This is a genomic window from Methylobacterium brachythecii (assembly GCF_014196345.1).
Classification (GTDB): Bacteria; Pseudomonadota; Alphaproteobacteria; order Rhizobiales; family Beijerinckiaceae; genus Methylobacterium; species Methylobacterium brachythecii.
The window spans coordinates 148,043-166,562 of the sequence record NZ_JACIDN010000007.1 but is presented as its reverse complement, the minus strand read 5'-3'; the positions used below and the strand labels follow the sequence as shown (position 1 = coordinate 166,562).

At 67.4% G+C, this 18,520-nt stretch carries 15 protein-coding genes; 13 read left to right on the top strand and 2 right to left on the bottom strand.

The genetic code is table 11. From position 1 onward, the window contains the following. The first annotated feature begins 21 nt into the window (after window positions 1-21). Complete coding sequence (mraY, locus tag GGR33_RS18955; RefSeq protein WP_183508097.1) at window positions 22-1,104, top strand: phospho-N-acetylmuramoyl-pentapeptide-transferase; 1,083 nt, start codon at window positions 22-24, stop codon at window positions 1,102-1,104. After that, window positions 1,104-2,465 carry a UDP-N-acetylmuramoyl-L-alanine--D-glutamate ligase gene (gene murD / locus GGR33_RS18950; RefSeq protein WP_183508095.1) on the top strand — a complete coding sequence of 454 codons (1,362 nt, stop codon included), beginning with the start codon at window positions 1,104-1,106 and terminating at the stop codon, window positions 2,463-2,465. The genes mraY and murD overlap by 1 nt, the downstream gene beginning before the upstream one ends. Window positions 2,466-2,487: 22 nt before the next feature. Here murD and GGR33_RS18945 read toward each other — a convergent pair whose 3' ends face one another. Together GGR33_RS18945 and GGR33_RS18940 are read right to left on the bottom strand one after the other, a co-directional pair. Further along, on the bottom strand, window positions 2,488-2,667 hold the full coding sequence (locus GGR33_RS18945) for a hypothetical protein (RefSeq protein ID WP_183508093.1): 180 nt from the start codon (window positions 2,665-2,667) through the stop codon (window positions 2,488-2,490). Between the two features lie 141 nt (window positions 2,668-2,808). Continuing rightward, complete coding sequence (locus tag GGR33_RS18940) at window positions 2,809-4,284, bottom strand: methyl-accepting chemotaxis protein (RefSeq protein ID WP_183508091.1); 1,476 nt, start codon at window positions 4,282-4,284, stop codon at window positions 2,809-2,811. A 322-nt stretch (window positions 4,285-4,606) separates the two neighbouring features. Here GGR33_RS18940 and GGR33_RS18935 point away from each other — a divergent pair, with 322 nt between their 5' ends. From GGR33_RS18935 to recN, 11 genes are all read left to right on the top strand, one after another. Next, complete coding sequence (locus GGR33_RS18935) at window positions 4,607-5,773, top strand: FtsW/RodA/SpoVE family cell cycle protein (RefSeq protein ID WP_183508089.1); 1,167 nt, start codon at window positions 4,607-4,609, stop codon at window positions 5,771-5,773. Continuing rightward, window positions 5,770-6,879, top strand: coding sequence for an undecaprenyldiphospho-muramoylpentapeptide beta-N-acetylglucosaminyltransferase (gene murG, locus GGR33_RS18930; RefSeq protein ID WP_183508087.1), 1,110 nt, complete (start codon window positions 5,770-5,772; stop codon window positions 6,877-6,879). The genes GGR33_RS18935 and murG overlap by 4 nt, the downstream gene beginning before the upstream one ends. Window positions 6,880-6,925: 46 nt before the next feature. Continuing rightward, window positions 6,926-8,332 (top strand): UDP-N-acetylmuramate--L-alanine ligase, encoded by a 1,407-nt coding sequence (gene murC, locus GGR33_RS18925; RefSeq protein WP_183508085.1) that lies wholly within the window; start codon window positions 6,926-6,928, stop codon window positions 8,330-8,332. Window positions 8,333-8,342: 10 nt separating this feature from the next. Next, window positions 8,343-9,272: a UDP-N-acetylmuramate dehydrogenase gene (murB, locus tag GGR33_RS18920; protein ID WP_183508082.1), complete on the top strand. Its 930-nt coding sequence runs from the start codon at window positions 8,343-8,345 to the stop codon at window positions 9,270-9,272. 49 nt (window positions 9,273-9,321) lie between these two features. Continuing rightward, the gene (locus GGR33_RS18915) at window positions 9,322-10,245 is read left to right on the top strand and encodes a D-alanine--D-alanine ligase (protein WP_183508080.1); all 924 of its coding nucleotides are present in this window, start codon (window positions 9,322-9,324) and stop codon (window positions 10,243-10,245) included. Then, window positions 10,212-11,156, top strand: coding sequence for a cell division protein FtsQ/DivIB (locus GGR33_RS18910; protein WP_183508078.1), 945 nt, complete (start codon window positions 10,212-10,214; stop codon window positions 11,154-11,156). The genes GGR33_RS18915 and GGR33_RS18910 overlap by 34 nt, the downstream gene beginning before the upstream one ends. 57 nt (window positions 11,157-11,213) lie before the next feature. Beyond that, window positions 11,214-12,536 (top strand): cell division protein FtsA, encoded by a 1,323-nt coding sequence (gene ftsA / locus GGR33_RS18905; protein WP_183508075.1) that lies wholly within the window; start codon window positions 11,214-11,216, stop codon window positions 12,534-12,536. Between the two features lie 100 nt (window positions 12,537-12,636). After that, complete coding sequence (gene ftsZ, locus GGR33_RS18900) at window positions 12,637-14,334, top strand: cell division protein FtsZ (protein WP_183508073.1); 1,698 nt, start codon at window positions 12,637-12,639, stop codon at window positions 14,332-14,334. A gap of 316 nt (window positions 14,335-14,650) precedes the next feature. Continuing rightward, a complete protein-coding gene (gene lpxC / locus GGR33_RS18895) occupies window positions 14,651-15,598 on the top strand; it encodes a UDP-3-O-acyl-N-acetylglucosamine deacetylase (RefSeq protein ID WP_183508071.1) in 948 nt (315 codons plus the stop codon). Between the two features lie 192 nt (window positions 15,599-15,790). Next, complete coding sequence (locus GGR33_RS18890; protein WP_183508069.1) at window positions 15,791-16,687, top strand: outer membrane protein assembly factor BamD; 897 nt, start codon at window positions 15,791-15,793, stop codon at window positions 16,685-16,687. Window positions 16,688-16,822: 135 nt separating this feature from the next. Next, window positions 16,823-18,496 (top strand): DNA repair protein RecN, encoded by a 1,674-nt coding sequence (gene recN / locus GGR33_RS18885; protein ID WP_183508067.1) that lies wholly within the window; start codon window positions 16,823-16,825, stop codon window positions 18,494-18,496. Window positions 18,497-18,520: the final 24 nt, after the last annotated feature.

The following is an 18,520-nucleotide window of genomic DNA, read 5'->3' as shown; positions in this document are numbered from 1 at the left end:
CCTGCGGCGACTGTCAGACGAATGTTCTTTCTCCTCTCGGACTTGAGCAGCAGCTTCAACGCGCTCAACGTTTTCCGCTACATCACCTTCCGCACGGGCGGCGCGCTGTTTACGGCGGGGCTGTTCGTGTTCTGGTTCGGGCCCTGGATCATCTCCCTGCTGCGCCTGCGCCAGGGCAAGGGCCAGCCGATCCGCGAGGACGGCCCGCAGACCCACCTCGTCAAGCGCGGCACGCCCACCATGGGCGGCCTGATGATCCTGGCCGGCTTCCTCGTCGCCGTGCTGCTCTGGGCCAATCCGCGCAACCACTACGTCTGGATCACCCTCGCGGTGACTATCGGCTTCGGCGCGATCGGCTTCTACGACGACTACCTCAAGGTGACGAAGCAGTCGCATCTCGGCTTCTCGGGCAAGTTCCGCCTGCTGCTCGAAGCCTCCATCGCCGGCGCGGCCTGCATACTGATCTCATACTATTCGCCGGCCAGCCTGCAGAACGAGCTGGCCTTCCCGGTCTTCAAGGATGCGCTGCTGAATCTCGGCTGGTTCTGGGTGATCTTCGCCGGCTTCGTCATCGTGGGCGCCGGCAACGCCGTGAACATCACCGACGGCCTCGACGGTCTCGCCATCGTGCCGGTGATGATCGCCTGCGGCACCTTCGGCTTCATTGCCTACCTCGTCGGCAACTCCTTCACCGCGGGCTACCTCCAGGTGAACTACGTGCGCGACACCGGCGAACTCGCCGTGGTCTGCGGCGCGGTGATCGGGGCGGGCCTCGGCTTCCTCTGGTTCAACGCGCCGCCCGCGCAGATCTTCATGGGCGATACCGGCTCGCTGGCCCTCGGTGGCCTGCTCGGCACCATTGCGGTGGCCACGAAGCACGAGATCGTGCTCGCCATCGTCGGCGGCCTGTTCGTGCTGGAGATGATGTCGGTGATCATCCAGGTCGCCTCGTTCAAGCTGACGGGCAAGCGCGTCTTCCGGATGGCGCCGATCCACCACCATTTCGAGCAGAAGGGCTGGAAGGAGGCGCAGGTCGTGATCCGCTTTTGGATCATCGCTGTCATCCTGGCGCTGGCCGGCCTCGCCACGCTGAAGCTGCGCTGATGACCCCTGCCACCACCTTCGCCGGCAAGACGGTCGCCCTGTTCGGCCTCGGCGGTTCCGGCCTCGCCACCGTCCATGCGCTGAAGGCTGGCGGCGCCGAGGTCATCGCCTGGGACGACAGCCCGGAGAGCGCTGAACGCGCCCGGCAGCAGGGCATCACCGTCGCGGATCTGCGCGGAGCGGATTGGAGCAGCTTCTCGTCGCTCGTCCTCGCCCCCGGCGTGCCGCTGACCCACCCCGAGCCGCACTGGACCGTTGGCCTCGCCAAGGCGGCCGGCGTGGAGATCATCGGCGACATCGAGATCTATTGCCGCGAACGCGCGGCCATCGCCCCCGACGCCCCCTTCGTCGCCATCACCGGCACCAACGGCAAGTCGACCACCACGGCGCTGATCGCGCATGTCCTGGCCAGTGCCGGCTACGACGTGCAGATGGGCGGCAATATCGGCACCGCGATCCTCTCGCTGCAGCCGCCCTCGCGCGAGCGCATCCATGTCGTCGAGCTCTCGACCTTCCAGATCGACCTCACGCCCGGGCTGAAGCCGAGCGCCGGCATCCTGCTCAACCTGACGCCCGACCATCTCGACCGCCACGGCACCATGGAGAACTACGCGGCGATCAAGGAGCGGGTGGTGCAGTCGGCCGACCTCGCCATCGTCGGCGTCGACGACACCTATTGCGAGGCCATTGCCGGCCGCCGCACGGGCCCGATGATCCGTGTCCATGTCGAGGGCCACGGCCATGCGGAGGCCGAGCTGATCGCGCGCGATGCCAAGGTGTTCGAGGGCGACACGGTGCTCGCCGATCTCGATGGCATCGGCTCGCTGCGCGGTGCCCATAACTGGCAGAACGCGGCGGTGGCGGCTGCCACCGTGCGCGCCTTCGGCGTCGAGGGCGAGCGGCTGGCCGCCGGGCTGACGAGCTTTCCGGGGCTCGCGCATCGCATGGAGCAGGTCGGCCGGCGTGGCCGCGTGCTCTTCGTCAACGATTCGAAGGCCACCAACGCCGATTCCACCGAGAAGGCGCTCACCGCCTTCCGCGACGTGCACTGGATCGTCGGCGGCAAGGCGAAGGAGGGCGGCATCACCCCGCTCTTGCCGCTCTTCGACCGGGTCGCGCACGCCTACCTGATCGGCGCCTCGAGCGAGGCCTTTGCGCAGACGCTGGAGGGCCACGTGCCCTACACGCTCTGCGGCACCCTAGACGTCGCCACGCAGAAGGCCGCCGAGGCGGCCGCTGCCTCGGACGCGGTCGAGCCGGTCGTGCTGCTCTCGCCGGCCTGCGCTTCCTATGATCAGTTCCGGAACTTTGAGATCCGGGGCGACCGTTTCCGCAGCCTCGTCGCCGAACTCTTGAAATAGCCCCGGGTAGAGGGGAGGGCGCTCACTCGCCGCTGATCGACGCCGGGTCGTCGATGGGCGGCGGATCGTGCTCCGCCTGCAGGCCCGTCAAGGCCAGGAGCGCGAGCATGGCGATGCCGATGGCGATCGCCACGAGGCAGGCTGTGATGATCTGGGCATGTTTTCGCAACGCATGGATGATCAGCGCGCCGAGCGTGAACACGCATGCTTGAAGGGCGATGGTGTGGTCGAAAGCCATGACGAGCGCACCGATGAGTCTCGGCTGATTCCGATCACACGGTAGTCCAAAATCATACCAGATTTTTGACGATCGGCCTCGGTCGCTTCGGCTGCCGAATGCTCTTCAGCGTGCCAGCACCTGCGCCGCGTTGCGCGTCGTCGCGACGGCGTCGGAGACCTGCGTCACCGCCGAGGTGATCGTTGTGATGTTGTCGGCAATGGTGGCGACCGCGCGGGCGGCATCCTGCATGTTCACCGACATGTCGCGTGTCACCGCCGACTGCTCTTCCACCGCGGCGGCCGTAGCGACGACGTGGTTGCGCATGACGTCGACCGAGTGGCGGATCGAGTCGAGCGCACCGACCACCTCGGTCGAGACCGTCTGGATGCCCTCGATCTCGCCGTTGATCTGATCGGTGGCGCGCGCCGCCTGGCTCGCCAAGCTCTTCACCTCCTGCGCAACCACCGCGAAGCCGCGCCCCGCATCTCCGGCGCGGGCCGCCTCGATGGTGGCGTTGAGCGCCAGCAGGTTGATTTGCGCTGCGATAGTGTTGATCAGCCCGACGATGCCGCTCATCGAGCTGGCGGCATCCGAGAGGCGCCGCGTGAAGTCGCTGGCCTCGCGCACCCGCTCGAAGGCGCTGTCGGTGGCGGCCTGCGACTTCTGCATGCTCTCGGAGACCTCCGCCACGGAGGCCGCGAGTTCCTCGGTGGCCGCAGCCATGGTGCCGACGCTGCCGGAGGTGTTGCGCGCGGCCTCGAGCGCCGCGCGCGACTCCATCGTCGAACGGCCCACGGCCTGGTCGATCTCGCCGAAATTCTGGTCGATCATCACCCGAAGCTTGGCGAGCAGGCCGACCTGCTCGGTGATGTCGGTGGCGAACTTCACCACCTTGTAGGGGCGTCCCGAGGCGTCGAGGATCGGATTGTAAGACGCCTGGATCCAGACTTCCTTACCCCCCTTGGCGAGGCGCTTGTACTGCCCGGCCTGGTAGGTGCCCTGCTTCAGGGCGCTCCAGAAGGCGGCGTAGGCCGGATCGGCGCGGTAGGCGGTGTCCACGAACATCGAGTGGTGCCGGCCGGCGATCTCGTCGAGCCGGTAGCCGACCACCGAGAGGAAATTCGGGTTGGCATCGGTGATCGTGCCGTCGAGGTCGAACGCAATCACGCCCTGCGACTTGCCGATGGCTGCGACCTGGCCCGCGCGGTCGGCATCCTCGGCCTTCTGGCGCGTGATGTCGGTGGCGAATTTCACGATCCGATAGGGCTTGCCCGCGGAATCGAACAGCGGGTTGTAGGAAGCCTCGATCCAGATCTCCGCGCCACTTTTCGAGACCCGCTTGAATTGGCCGACCTGGTGTTGCCCCAGGCGCAACTTGTCCCAGAAGCCCTGGTACTCGACAGAGTCCTTGTAGCCCGGCTCGACGAAGATGCTGTGGTGGCGGCCGGCGATCTCGGGCAGCGTATAGCCGACGGCGGAGAGGAAGTTCTCGTTCGCCACGAGGATCTTTCCGGCCAGGTCGAATTCTATCACCGCTTGAGCACGATCGAGCGCCGCCAGCTTCGCGTTCTTCTCCAGCGCGCTCTTCGATCCGAACATCACGTTTCCCAACCTCGCCGACGAATTGAGTCGACGCTCCCGAAGAGCCATGTCGCCAGATTTAACCACAAGTTGTGGTCCTGGAAACTGAATTCGCCTTGAGCAATCGAGCAGCAAGACCAAGTTAGAGTGCAGGATCAGACAGAAATACCTAACGTCCATTAAATAAAATCGATGACGTCGGCAGCGATCAAGCTCTGTGCCGGAAAGCATTATTCAAAATCCAGAGCTGCGAACCTAAGAAAGCGTTTACCAATCCGCTTCACCATTCCCGCCGGCTGCGGTCTCGCCCGATGCGAGCCTCCGGAGGTTGCCCAACGCCATGATGTCTCGCGCCGAACGTACGCCCCTGAACGACTGGTGGTGGACGGTGGACCGTAGCCTGCTGGCCGGTCTCGGCTGCCTGATGGTCGCCGGTCTCGTTTTCCTGATGGGCGGCGGCCCGCCGGTGGCCGAACGCATCGGCCTGCCGACCTTCTACTTCCTCAATCGGCAGGCGGCCTATCTCGTCCCGACGATCGGGCTGATCATCGCCGTGTCGTTTCTGTCCGTGCGCCATATCCGCCGCTTCGCGCTGCTGACCTGGCTGATCGGCGTCGGGCTCTGCGTGCTCGCCTCCAAGTTCGGCCCCGAGATCAAGGGTGCACATCGCTGGATCCAGTTCGGCTCCTTCGGCCTGCAGCCTTCCGAATTCGTGAAGCCGGCCTTCGTGGTGGTGGCCGCATGGGCCTTCTCCGAGGGCGCGCAGCGTCGCGACATGCCCGGCGGCCTGCTTGCCATGGCGCTCCTACCGATCACCATCGTGCCGCTGCTGCTGCAGCCCGATTTCGGCCAGACCATGCTGATCACCATCGTGTGGTGCACACTGTTCTTCGTCGCCGGCCTGCACTGGTTCTGGGTCGCCGGCCTCGGCGGCGCAGGCCTGCTCGGCGTGGCCGCGGCCTACACGGTGCTGCACCACGTCAAGGAGCGTATCGACCGCTTCCTCGACAAGGATTCCGGCGACAGCTTCCAGGTGTTCTGGTCGCGCGAATCGTTCACCTCCGGCGGCTGGTTCGGCACCGGCCCGGGCGAGGGCATCGCCAAGCGCCACCTGCCCGACGCGCATACCGACTTCATCTTCTCCGTGACCGGCGAGGAGTTCGGCGTGATCGTCTGCCTGTGCCTCGTCGCGCTGTTTGCCTTCATCGTGATGCGCGGCTTAAAGCTCGCCCGGCGTACCGACGACACCTTCTCGAGGCTCGCCATCACCGGACTGACCACGCTTTTCGGGCTCCAGGCCTGCATCAACATGGCGGTGAACACGCAGCTGATGCCGGCCAAGGGCATGACCTTGCCCTTCGTTTCCTATGGCGGCTCGTCGCTGATCTCGCTGGCGCTTGGCATGGGCTTCCTGGTGGCGCTCACCCGCAAGCGTCCGCGCACGACGAGCCTCGGCCAGCGCCCGCCCGGCACGACCCCCTCGGCTGTGCCCGGTCTGATGCAGTGACGGTCTTCCAGCCTCTCGTCCTGGTTTGCGCGGGTGGAACCGGTGGGCACCTGTTTCCTGCCGAGAGCCTCGCGCATGCCCTGAAGGCCCGCGGCATCCGCGTGGCGCTGGCCACCGATGCCCGCGTGGACTCGATCTCGGGCGAGTTTCCGGCCGAGGAGATCGTCACGATCCCCTCCGGCACCCCGTCAGGCCGCTCGATCCTCAAACGGGCCGGGGCGATCGGAAAGCTCGGACGCGGCTTCGGCCGCGCCGCCAAGGAAATTCGCCGGCTCAACCCGGCCCTGGTGATCGGCTTCGGCGGCTATCCGACCGTGCCGCCGGTTCTCGCCGCGCAGATGCTGCGCGTGCCGACGATCCTGCACGAGCAGAACGCGGTGATGGGCCGGGCCAACGGCTTCCTGGCCCGCGGCGCTCGGGTCATCGCTACCGGATTCGCTGAAGTGCGCGGAGTGCCGGCCAAGGCGACCGCCCGGCGCGTCCATACCGGCAACCCGATCCGCCCCGCCGTGCTGGCGGTGGCCGACACGCCGTATCCGTCCACCGAGCCCGGCGCGCCGCTGCACATCCTCGTCTTCGGCGGCAGCCAGGGCGCGCGGGTGATGAGCGACGTCGTGCCGAGCGCGATCGAATCGCTGCCCGCCGATTTCCGCGCGCGCCTGCACATCGTCCAGCAGGCGCGGCCGGAGGACCTCACCTCCGTCCAGAACCGCTACCTCGCCATGGGCCTCGCGGGAGTCGAGGCCGCGCCGTTCTTCCGCGACCTTCCGAGCCGCATGGCCAAGAGCCACCTCGTCGTCGCACGCTCTGGCGCTTCGACGGTCTCGGAGTTGGCCGCGATAGGCCGGCCGTCGATCCTGGTGCCGTTACCGGGTGCACTCGATCAAGATCAAGCTGCCAATGCCGCGACGCTCGCCGCGATCGGTGCTGCGCTGAACCTTCCGCAGACCGCCTTCACGCCCGATCGGCTCACTGCCGAGCTCGTAGATTACTTCGAGGCACCCCAAAAATTGACCGCAGCGGCCAAGGCCGCCAAAACCGCGGGCATCCTCGACGCGGCGGAGCGTCTGGCGGCACTCGTCGTCGAGACGGCCGCCCGTACCTGATTCATTTCGTATTTTTCGCTTCGGCGCCCGAAACGGACCACATCCCATGAAGCTGCCGGAAAAGCTCGGCCCCGTTCACTTCATCGGCATCGGCGGCATCGGCATGTCCGGCATCGCCGAAGTCATGGCCAATCTCGGCTACACGGTGCAGGGCTCTGACGCGAACGACAACGCGAATGTGCGGCGCCTCGCCGAGAAGGGCATCACCACCTTCGTCGGCCACAAGGCGGAGAACGTCGAGAACGCCGCGATCATCGTGGTCTCCACCGCGATCCGGCGCGACAATCCCGAATTGCTCGCCGCTCGCGAGCGCCGGCTCCCTGTCGTGCGCCGCGCGGAGATGCTCGCCGAGCTGATGCGCTTCAAGTCCTGCGTCGCCGTCGCCGGTACGCATGGAAAGACCACCACCACCTCGCTCGTCGCGACCCTGCTCGATGCCGGCAATATGGATCCGACCGTGATCAACGGTGGCATTATCAACGCCTACGGCACCAATGCCCGCATGGGCGCCGGCGACTGGATGGTGGTCGAGGCCGACGAATCCGACGGCACCTTTCTCAAGCTGCCGGCCGATGTGGCGATCGTCACCAACATCGATCCCGAGCATCTCGACCATTTCGGCTCGTTCGACGCGATCAAGGACGCCTTCCGGCGCTTCATCGACAACATCCCGTTTTACGGCTTCGCGGTGATGTGCATCGATCACCCGATCGTGCAGGACCTCGTCGGCCATATCGAGGACCGTCGCATCATCACCTACGGCGAGAACCCGCAGGCGGACGTGCGTCTGATCGACGTCGACCTGAAGGGGGGCCAGAGCCGCTTCCGGGTCATGATCCGCGATCGCCGCCCAGGCTTGCGCCTCGAGATGGAAGACCTCGTTCTGCCGATGCCGGGCAAGCACAACGCGTTGAACGCCACTGCGGCGCTCGCGGTGGCTCACGAACTTGGCGTGCCGGCCGACGCAATCCGCAAGGCGCTCTCCGGCTTCGGAGGCGTCAAGCGGCGCTTCACCCGCACCGGCGAGTGGAACGGCGCTGCCATTTTCGACGATTACGGCCACCACCCGGTGGAGATCGCCGCCGTGCTGAAGGCGGCGCGTGCCTCTACCGACGGCCGGGTCATCGCGATCGTCCAGCCGCACCGCTACACTCGGCTGCAATCGCTTTTCGACGATTTCTGCACCTGCTTCAACGATGCCGACACGGTCATCGTCGCCCCGGTCTACGCGGCCGGCGAGGCGCCGATCCCGGGCTTCGACCGCGACTCTCTCGTCGACGGCCTGCGCTCGCGCGGCCACCGCGACGCACTCGCTATGCAGAAGCCAGAGGATCTCGCCGGCATCGTCGCGTGCCATGCTGGGCAGGGCGACTACGTCGTCTGTCTCGGGGCTGGGACGATCACGCAGTGGGCCTACGCGCTGCCGGGTGAGTTGGCGGCGTTGAAGGGCTAGGCGAGCCTCCATGGCCTCCACGACGCTCATCGACGACATCCGCGGTTCCGCGCCCGCTCTACGCGGCCGGCTCATCGCGAACCAATCCCTGGCCGACCTCACCTGGTTCCGCGTCGGCGGCCCAGCCGAAGTGCTGTTCAGCCCGGCCGACGAGGAAGACCTTGCGTTGCTGCTCGGCGCGCTCGATCCGGCCGTGCCGGTGACGGTGATCGGCCTCGGCTCGAACCTGATCGTGCGTGACGGCGGCATTCCCGGCGTCACCATCCGGCTGGGTGGCAAGCCCTTTGGCTCGGTGGAGATCGACGGCGACAGCATCCGTGCTGGCACCGCCGTTCCCGACATGCGGCTCGCCAAGAGCGCGGCGGAAGCCTCGCTCGATGGGCTCGCCTTCTATCGCGGCATCCCCGGCTCAGTTGGCGGCGCGCTTCGCATGAATGCTGGCGCCCATGGCGGCGAGACCACCGACGTGTTGATCGAGGCGCGCGGCGTCGATCGGGCCGGAAATCTTCGCACGCTCAAGCATGCCGAGATGGGCTTTTCCTACCGGCACTGCTCGGCGCCGGACGACATCATCTTCACGAGCGCGCTCTATCGGGGGCGTCCGGGAAACCGCGAAGCGATCGAAGCCGAGATGGACCGCGTCACGGCGGCACGCGAGGCGGCCCAGCCGATCCGCGAGCGCACCGGCGGCTCGACCTTCAAGAACCCGGATGGCGGCAAGGCCTGGCAGCTCATCGATGCGGCCGGCTGCCGCGGCCTGATACGCGGTGGCGCGCAGGTCTCGGAGATGCACTGCAACTTCCTGATCAACCGCGACGGCGCCACCGCGGCCGATATCGAGGGGCTCGGCGAGGAGGTGCGGCGGCGGGTCCGCGAGACCTCCGGTTACGAGCTACATTGGGAGATCAAGCGGATCGGCGTCGCCGCCGAGCCAGCCTGACCCCGAACGATTTCTCCGCGCCCTGCGGGGCCTGACCCGGAGCCCACACATGCCCAAGCACGTCGCCGTCCTGATGGGTGGCTGGTCTTCCGAGCGGCCGATCTCCCTCAGCTCGGGCAATGCCTGCGTGAAGGCGCTCGAAGGCGAGGGCTACAGGGTGACCCCGGTGGATGTAGGACCGGACGTCGCCACCGCGATGACGCAGCTCAAGCCCGACGTGGCGCTGAACGCCCTGCACGGGCCGGCCGGCGAGGACGGCACCATCCAGGGCCTGCTGGAAATCCTGAAGATCCCCTACACCCATTCCGGCGTCCTCGCCTCGGCGCTGGCGATGCACAAGGAGCGCGCCAAGACGGTAATGCATGCCGCCGGCGTCGCCGTACCCCAGGGCTGCGTCGTTAACCGTTTTGTTGCAGCGAAGTCACATCCGCTGCCCCCGCCATATGTGGTTAAGCCCATCGCCGAGGGCTCCTCGATGGGGGTAATCATCGTGCGTGAGGAGCGCTCGCATCCGCCCCAGATCCTGGCCTCGGACGAGTGGACCTACGGCGAGGAAGTCCTTGCTGAGACTTACATTGCGGGCCGCGAGCTGACCTGCGCGGTGATGGGCGATAAGGCCCTCGGAGTCATCGAGATCAAGCCGGCCTCGGGGGAGTGGTACGACTTCGATGCGAAGTACGCCGAGGGGGGGTCGATCCACGTGCTCCCGGCAGAAATTAAACCGAATGTTTACCAGCGTGTCCAAGAGTTGTCGTTAACGGCGCATCAAGCACTCGGGTGCCGGGGCGTAAGCCGTGCCGACCTTCGCTACGACGATACGCCAGGGGGAACCGGGGCGCTCGTCGTCCTGGAGGTCAACACGCAACCCGGAATGACCCCGACGAGCCTTGTGCCGGAGATGGCGGCCCATGCGGGCTTGAGTTTCGGTGAGCTCGTTCGATGGATGGTGGAGGACGCCTCTCTGGGACGCTGAACCCCGCCGGGAATCCGGAGGGCGCCGGCTTCTCCGCGGCGATGGCAGGTCGGCTCCAGGGTTTCCTGAAGCCGGTGCTGCGGACGCGCCGCTACCGTGTTTCGCTGCCGATCGAAGCGCGCATCCCCCGCGGGCTGGGTGCTGCCCTCGTCGCCGGCACGCTTGCTACCGTTTCCCTCTTCGGCTTCATCGCGAGCGGTCGCTACGACGCCTTCGTGACCGAGAACGGTCGCCCCCTCGACATCATGGCGCGCATCGCCGGCTTCGGCGTCGAGCGCGTGACGATTTCCGGCATCTCTCGGATGTACGAGCGCGAGGTCATGCAGGCCGCCGGGATCGACTGGCGAACCTCCGTGCCCTTCCTCGACGTCGCGCAGGTCCGTGAGAAGCTCATGGCCGTGCCGCTGATCGCCTCGGCTTCGGTGCGCAAGCTCTATCCGAACGAGATCGTGATCACGCAGGTCGAGCGCGAGCCGGCCGCCCTCTGGCAGAAGAACGGCGAGATCCGGGTGATCGCCGCCGACGGCACCGTGATCGACGAGATGCGCGACGAGCGCTACGCCAACCTGCCGCTGGTGGTCGGCGAGAACGCCAACGTCCACCTGCAGGAATATCTCAAGCTGATCGACGCGGCCGGTCCGCTCGGCGAGCGCGTCAAGGCCGGCAGCTACGTCTCCGGCCGTCGTTGGACGCTGAAGCTCGACGGCGTCGACATCAGGCTGCCCGAGACCGGCGCGAACGAGGCGCTCGCCCGCCTCGTCGACCTGGAGCGCAAGAACCGGCTCCTGGAGAAGGATATCATCGCGGTCGACCTTCGCATGGACGACCGCGTGGTGGTGCGTTTGACGGAGGAGGCTGCTGCCGCCCGCGCGGAGGCGCGGAAGAAGACGAAGAAGGGAGCCGCGACATGATCCCCGCGCTCGCCTTCGCCGACCCTGCTGCAGCACCCTCTCTCCGGTAAGCGTCACATGTCATCCCACCACGGCCTCACGCCGCGTATGAAACCCCTCTCCGCCCGGCGGAGCGCGACGCTGTCGATCCTCGACATCGGCACGAGCAAGGTCGTCTGCCTCATCGCCGAGCTACAGCCGATCGAGCAGCTCTCGACGCTGCGCGGCCGCACCCACATCGCTCGCATCATCGGCATCGGCCACCAGCGTTCGGTCGGCCTCAAGGGGGGCGCCATCGTCGACCTCGAAGCCGCCGAGAACGCGATCCGCCAGGCGGTGCACGCCGCCGAGCGTATGGCGAAGGTCGAGGTGCAGTCGGTCATCGTGAATATGTCCGGCGGCCGCATCGCCTCGCAGCGTTTCGAGGCGCGGGTGAACGTCCGCTCCGGCACCGTCACGGGCTCGGATGTCGAGCGCGTGCTCGAAACCGCCAGCGCCCACGGCGTCGGCCCAGGCCGTACCGTGCTCCACGCCCTGCCGACCGGCTACGCCCTCGACGGCCAGGGTGCCGTGATCGATCCCTCGGGCATGATCGGCGAGATGCTCGGCGTCGACCTCCACGTCGTCACCAGCGAGGCCGCTGCCGCGCGCAACCTGATGCTCGCCGTCGAGCACTGCCATCTCGGCGTCGAGGGCGTGGTCGCCACGCCTTACGCCTCCGGCCTTTCGGTGCTGGTCGACGACGAGGCCGAGATCGGCTGCGCCGTGGTCGACATGGGCGGCGGCACCACCAGCGTCGGCGTCTTTTCGGGCGGCCATCTCGTCCACACCGATGCCATCGCGGTCGGCGGCCATCACGTCACTATGGACATTGCCCGAGGCCTCTCGACACGCGTCGCGGCGGCCGAGCGACTGAAGACCCTCTATGGCTCCGCCATCTCCACGACCTCGGACGAGCGCGACATGATCGCGGTCCACGGTGTCGGCGAGGACGAGGCCGAGACGCCGAGCCACGTGCCGCGCTCCCACCTCGTGCGCATCATCAAGCCGCGGGTCGAGGAGATCCTCGAACTCGTCCGCGACCGGCTGCGCAAGGCCGGCTACGCGGCGCAGGCCGGCAACCGGCTCGTGCTCACGGGCGGCGCCAGCCAGCTCGTCGGCCTGCCGGAGACGGCGCGGCGGCTGATGCAGGGACAGGTTCGGATCGGGCGCCCGCTCGGCATCCGAGGCCTGCCCGAGGCGGCCAAGGGGCCGAGCTTCTCGGCCGCGGTCGGGCTGCTGGTCTACCCGCAGGTCGCCCATGCGGAACATTTCGAGCCGCGCCGGCAGCGTGCTTTAGCGGCGACGGGAACCAACGGATATTTCGGCCGCCTCACGCAGTGGATCGGCGAAAGCTTCTGAGACGGACTTAACGGGCGCCCGGAAACGGGAGCCCTATCGACGAGAAACAGGCGCTCCGGCGTCGCACACAACGCTCAAGAGTTTGAAGGGGCTTCACACCATGGCCATCTCCCTGCAGGCGCCGGATATCCGCGAACTCAAGCCCCGCATCACCGTGTTCGGTGTCGGCGGAGCCGGCGGCAATGCCGTCAACAACATGATCGAATCCGGCCTGCTCGGCTGTGAGTTCGTCGTCGCCAACACCGACGCCCAGGCGCTGACCTCCTCGAAGGCCGAGCGCGTGATCCAGATGGGCCTCGGCGTGACCCAGGGCCTCGGCGCCGGCTCGCACCCGGAAGTCGGTTCGGCCGCCGCCGAAGAGGTCATGGACGAGATCCGTGACCAGCTCTCGGGCGCTCACATGTGCTTCATCACCGCCGGCATGGGCGGCGGCACCGGCACCGGTGCGGCTCCCGTCATCGCCCGCGCCGCGCGCGACATGGGCATCCTCACCGTCGGCGTCGTCACGAAGCCGTTCCAGTTCGAAGGCACGCGCCGCATGCGCACCGCCGATGCCGGCATCGCCGAGCTTCAGGCCGCCGTCGACACGCTGATCGTGATCCCGAACCAGAACCTCTTCCGGGTCGCCAACGAGAAGACCACCTTCGCCGACGCCTTCGCGATGGCCGACCAGGTGCTCTATTCGGGCGTCGCCTGCATCACCGACCTGATGGTCAAGGAAGGCCTGATCAACCTCGACTTCGCCGACGTGCGCGCGATCATGCGCGGCATGGGCAAGGCGATGATGGGCACCGGCGAAGCCTCCGGCGAGAACCGCGCCCACCGCGCCGCCGAGGCCGCCATTGCCAACCCGCTCCTCGACGAAGTCTCGATGAAGGGCGCCCGCGGCCTGCTGATCTCGATCACCGGCGGCGCCGACCTGACCCTCTACGAGCTCGACGAAGCCGCCACCCGCATCCGCGAGGAGGTCGATGCCGAGGCCAACATCATCCTTGGCGCCACCTTCGACGAGAGCCTCGAAGGCATCATCCGCGTGTCGGTGGTCGCCACCGGCATCGAGCCGGCCCTGATCTCGGCGACCTCTCCGAACAGCACCGTCGTCGCGGAAACCGAGCAGCGCATCGCCGAAGTCGCCGAGAAGCTGCGCGCCGAGGCCCGCGCCCGTGCTGCGCAGCCCGCTCCGCTGGCCGCTCCCGCTCCGCGCCCGGTCGCCGAGTTCCAGGCACCGGCCACGATGCCGGCCGCCCCGCAATTCGCCTCCGCCGAGCCGGCTCCGGTCGCCGCCCCCGTGATGCGCGACGACGTCGTCCTGACCCAGGCGCCGCCGCGCGCTCCGGTCGCCTACGAGCCGCCGCAGGCCCAGATGGCGGTCGCCGAACCGGCTCCCGCCCAGGCCGGCCCGTTCGTGCCGCCGCGTCCGCAGGTCGCCCGCGCTCCGCGGATGCCGCAGATCTCCGACCTGCCGCTCCACACGCAGGCTCAGATCCGCCAAACCCGCGGTGAGGCTCCGGCCGAGCCCGAGCAGGATTCCAAGCGTATGTCGCTGCTGCGCCGCCTCGCCACGGTCGGCTTCGGGGGTCGTCGCGAAGAGGCCGAGGCCGCCCCGCTTCCGCAGATGCGCGCTCCGGCCGCTCCCGTCGCTCCGCCGGCACCGGCCCGTGCACCTGCCGTGCAGGCGCCGCAATATCGCCCTGCCCAGGGCAATCTCGACGCGCAGGGACGAGTCGCCCCGCAGTCGCGGCTGATGGATGACGACCACCTCGAAATCCCGGCTTTCCTTCGCCGCCAAGCGAACTGAGCCGTACTCGGTCGATCGTCTGAAGCCTTTCTGCCACAGGCCCGGGACCGAAAGGTCCTGGGCTTAACTATTTATTAAAGGCTTGAACTGGCTCGGTTTTCGGCACTTTGTGGCAGAACCGTGGCTGTAACAGAACGTAAGAAACCGTGATTTGGCCGGCCTGTGCAGCGCAGCTATAAATTTCCCCGGAACGAAAAGGCGCGACGGTTTTCGGACGGTCAGCGCTCGCAGGGGCTTCAAGCAGCGGACGGACTGAGTAGACGCCGTGCTCTCTTTCGAGGGCATGCGTGTCGGGTCCTGGCCGAGGGCTAAGGGAATGCGGACGAACCAACAAACGACGCTCAAAGCGTCCATCACCTTGAGCGGTATCGGCGTCCATTCGGGCAATCCGGTCGAGATCACGCTCCATCCAGCTCCCGCCAATGACGGGATCTGCTTCCTTCGGACCGGCATGCCCAGCGGCAACGACCGGCTCATCAAGGCCCACCACGCCTGCGTGTCGGCCACCGAGCTCTGCACCGTGATCGGCGACGTCGAGAGTGGCGCGGTCGCCACCATCGAGCACCTGATGTCGGCGCTCTTCGGCCTCGGCATCGACAATTGCCTCGTCGAGATCGACGGCCCCGAGATGCCGATCCTCGACGGAAGCGCACTTCCCTTCGTACGCGCCATCGACACTGCCGGCATCGCTACCTGCGCCGCCCCGAAGCGCTGGATCAAGGTTCTCCGCCCCGTTCGCATCGAGGTCGATCGCGCCTTCGCCGAGCTTCGCCCGATCGACCGCGGCTTCCGCCTCGACGTCGAGATCGATTTCGAGAGCCCGGTCATCGGCCGCAGCCGCAAGGCGATGGATCTCAGCCCGGCGAGCTACCGCCACGAGATCGCCGGCGCCCGCACCTTCGGCATGATGAAGGACGTCGAGCGCTACTGGAAGGCCGGCTTCGCGCTCGGCGCCTCCCTTGAGAACACCGTTGCCGTCGGCGAGACCGACGTGGTGAACCCCGAGGGCCTGCGCTTCGCCGACGAGTTCGTCCGCCACAAGATCCTCGACGCCGTCGGCGACCTCGCCCTCGCCGGCCTGCCGATCCAGGGCGCCTATCGCTCCTATTGCGGTGGTCACCGCATGAATGTCGGTGTCCTCTCGGCGCTGTTCGCGGACCGCGCCAACTACCGCATCATCGAGGCCCAGAACACGCGCCGCGAGTCCTCCCTGGTGGAACTCGGCGCTGGCCTCGGCATCGCCGCCTTCGCGGCCGATCTGTAACCTCGGCGACACACCGTCTTGCGTCCGGGGAAGTTGTCCCCCGGCGCCGCATCACCGCCGTTTTCGCGCCCGAATCTGAAGCCACGGTTCACCGAACGTTAGGAGATGCGGTTTTCGCCGCTCTTCGCAACGAGACGGTTCGAGGGACGCTGCCCGCCGCAGAGGCTGCGCCCGCATAAGGACGTGACAGGGATGCCTCTGACCTTCGCCAGGAAAGCCGCCGGCACCGCCGCCCTCGCGGCCGTGCTCGTGTCGCTCAGCGCGTCTCCGGGCTTCTGTGCCTGGTACGACTCGCTGGACCCGACCCAGTGGTTCGCCGAGAAGTACAAGCCGGAGGTCCAGCCGGACATCCCGGCCGACAAGCTCTACAGCGACGGCCTCGCCAACCTCGAGGACCGCAACTTCGAGATCGCGACGCAGAAGTTCGAGGATCTCGACAAGCGCTATTCTTCGTCGGATTGGTCCCGCAAGGCGCTCCTAATGACCGCCTACTCGAATTACGAGGGCCAGAAGTACGACGACGCGATCAACGCCTCGAAGCGCTACCTGCAGCGCCACCCGGCGACCAAGGATGCGGCCTACGCGCAGTATCTGATGGCGATGTCGCAGTACAAGCAGATCCCGGACGTCACCCGCGATCAGGATCGCTCCGAGAAGGCGCTCGTCGCCCTGACCGAGCTGGTCCAGAAGTATCCGACGTCGGAATACGCTGCGGACGCCAAGGCCAAGATCCAGATCACCCGCGATCAGCTCGCCGGCAAGGAGATGGAAGTCGGCCGTTTCTACCTGGAACGTCGCAACTTCCCGGCCGCGATCAACCGCTTCCGCGACGTGGTCTCGCGCTACCAGACGACCCGCCACGCCGAGGAGGCCCTGGAGCGCCTGACCGAGGCCTACATGGCGCTCGGCATCACCGGCGAGGCACAGACCGCCGCCGCCGTGCTCGGCCACAACTATCCCGACAGCCAATGGTACAAGGACGCCTTCGCGCTCCTGCAGAATGGCGGCCTGGAGCCGCGCGAGGAGAAGTCCTCGTGGCTGTCCAAGATCTATCGCGGCGTCATCGGCCGCACGGCCGCCGCCGAATAAGCGGGCTGCCTCGCGAGATCGGGAAGGGTGGAGGCGGAGACGCTTCGACCCTTTCGCATTTTTGGGCGTGAGTTCTGTGTTGGTTCCGCCTAAACAGCAGGAACCGTCCCTAACAGCCAAGGCGCGCCGCGCGGCATGCTGGTCCAGCTCGCGATCCGCGACATCGTTCTCATCGACAAGCTCGCGCTGAATTTCGCCGAGGGGCTGAGTGTCCTCACGGGCGAGACGGGCGCGGGCAAGTCGATCCTGCTCGACGCCTTCGCCCTTGCTCTGGGCGGCCGCGGCGATGGCGGCCTCGTGCGCCATGGCGAGACCCAGGGCGCGGTCACCGCGGTCTTCGACGCCCCCATGGATCATCCCGCGCGAAGGATCGCGCAGGAGGCCGAGATCGATACCGAGGGCGACTTGATCCTGCGCCGCACGCAATTCGCGGACGGTCGCACCCGCGCCTTCGTCAACGACCAGCCCGTCGGCGTTCAGGTCTTGCGCGCCATCGGCTCCGCCCTCGTCGAGATCCACGGCCAGCACGACGACCGCGCGCTCGCCGATCCGGCGAGCCACCGCGCCATCCTCGATGCCTTCGGCGGCCTGCAGAAGCCTCTCGCTGCCACGGCGCAGGCCGCCAAGCGCGTCCGCACCGCGCGGGAACAGCTCGCCGAGCACCGCGCCCGCATCGATGCCGCGCGGAAGGAGGCCGATTTCCTGCGGCACGCCGTCGAGGAACTGGCGGCCCTCGATCCGCAGGACGGTGAGGAAGCCTCGCTCGCCGAGCGCCGCACCGTGATGCAGCAGGGCGAGAAGGTCGCCCGCGAGCTGAACGAAGCCCTCGATGCGGTCGGGGGCCCGAATTCCGCCGTCCCTCATCTCTCCGCGGCCGTGCGCAAGCTCGAACGCCGGGCTGCGCAAGCCCCCGCGCTCGTCGAGCCTTGCGTCGCTGCCCTCGACGCCGCGTTGCTCGCCCTCGATGATGCCCGCAGCGCCCTCGATGCGGCGATCCTGGAGGCGGAATTCGATCCGCGCGAGCTGGAGCAGGTCGAGGAGCGGCTGTTCGCGCTCCGTGCCTCATCCCGAAAATACGACGTCCCGGCCGACCAGCTGGCGCATCTGCGCGAGCGCTACGTTGCCGACGTTGCCACGATCGATGCCGGCGAGGAGGCGCTCGGAGGTCTGGAGCGTGACCTCGATGAGGCTGAGGCGGCCTACGTCAAGGCCGCCAAGACCCTGAGCGACGGCCGCATCCGTGCGGCGAAATCCCTCGACGGTGCCGTGAAAGCCGAATTGCCCCCGCTGAAGCTGGAGCGGGCTCGCTTCATCACTCAGATCGTCACTGATCCGGACGCGCGGGATAGCGCGGGCATCGACCGGGTCGAATTCCACGCGCAGACAAATCCCGGCACCAAGCCCGGGCCGATGATGAAGGTGGCGTCGGGCGGCGAGCTCTCGCGCTTCATGCTGGCGCTGAAGGTCGTGCTCGCCGACAAGGGCTCGGCTCCGACCCTGATCTTCGACGAGATCGACACGGGCGTCGGCGGCGCCGTGGCCGATGCCATCGGACAGCGCCTTGCACGCCTCTCGGACCGGGTCCAGGTCGTGTCAGTTACCCATGCGCCGCAAGTCGCCGCGCGTGCCGGCACTCATTTCCTGATCGCCAAGGACGCGGTGCGAGGGGCGAACCGCGTCGCCACCAGCGTGGCCGCGCTGGCAAGCGAGGCGCGGCGCGAGGAGATTGCCCGCATGCTGGCGGGCGCGACGGTCACCGACGAAGCGCGCGCGGCCGCCGCCCGGTTACTGCAGACATCCGAGGCCTGACCCGATCAGAAACGGAAACTTAAC

What these genes read in the sequence shown, in the direction of transcription:
- mraY (WP_183508097.1), top strand. Translation starts at nt 22, where the DNA reads ATGTTCTTTCTCCTCTCGGACTTGAGCAGCAGCTTCAACGCGCTCAAC.
- ftsZ (WP_183508073.1), top strand. Translation starts at nt 12,637, where the DNA reads ATGGCCATCTCCCTGCAGGCGCCGGATATCCGCGAACTCAAGCCCCGC.
- murB (WP_183508082.1), top strand. Translation starts at nt 8,343, where the DNA reads ATGGCCTCCACGACGCTCATCGACGACATCCGCGGTTCCGCGCCCGCT.
- GGR33_RS18940 (WP_183508091.1), bottom strand. Translation starts at nt 4,284, where the DNA reads ATGTTCGGATCGAAGAGCGCGCTGGAGAAGAACGCGAAGCTGGCGGCG.
- GGR33_RS18915 (WP_183508080.1), top strand. Translation starts at nt 9,322, where the DNA reads ATGCCCAAGCACGTCGCCGTCCTGATGGGTGGCTGGTCTTCCGAGCGG.
- recN (WP_183508067.1), top strand. Translation starts at nt 16,823, where the DNA reads ATGCTGGTCCAGCTCGCGATCCGCGACATCGTTCTCATCGACAAGCTC.
- ftsA (WP_183508075.1), top strand. Translation starts at nt 11,214, where the DNA reads ATGTCATCCCACCACGGCCTCACGCCGCGTATGAAACCCCTCTCCGCC.
- GGR33_RS18890 (WP_183508069.1), top strand. Translation starts at nt 15,791, where the DNA reads ATGCCTCTGACCTTCGCCAGGAAAGCCGCCGGCACCGCCGCCCTCGCG.
- GGR33_RS18910 (WP_183508078.1), top strand. Translation starts at nt 10,212, where the DNA reads ATGGATGGTGGAGGACGCCTCTCTGGGACGCTGAACCCCGCCGGGAAT.
- murC (WP_183508085.1), top strand. Translation starts at nt 6,926, where the DNA reads ATGAAGCTGCCGGAAAAGCTCGGCCCCGTTCACTTCATCGGCATCGGC.
- murD (WP_183508095.1), top strand. Translation starts at nt 1,104, where the DNA reads ATGACCCCTGCCACCACCTTCGCCGGCAAGACGGTCGCCCTGTTCGGC.
- lpxC (WP_183508071.1), top strand. Translation starts at nt 14,651, where the DNA reads ATGCGGACGAACCAACAAACGACGCTCAAAGCGTCCATCACCTTGAGC.
- GGR33_RS18935 (WP_183508089.1), top strand. Translation starts at nt 4,607, where the DNA reads ATGATGTCTCGCGCCGAACGTACGCCCCTGAACGACTGGTGGTGGACG.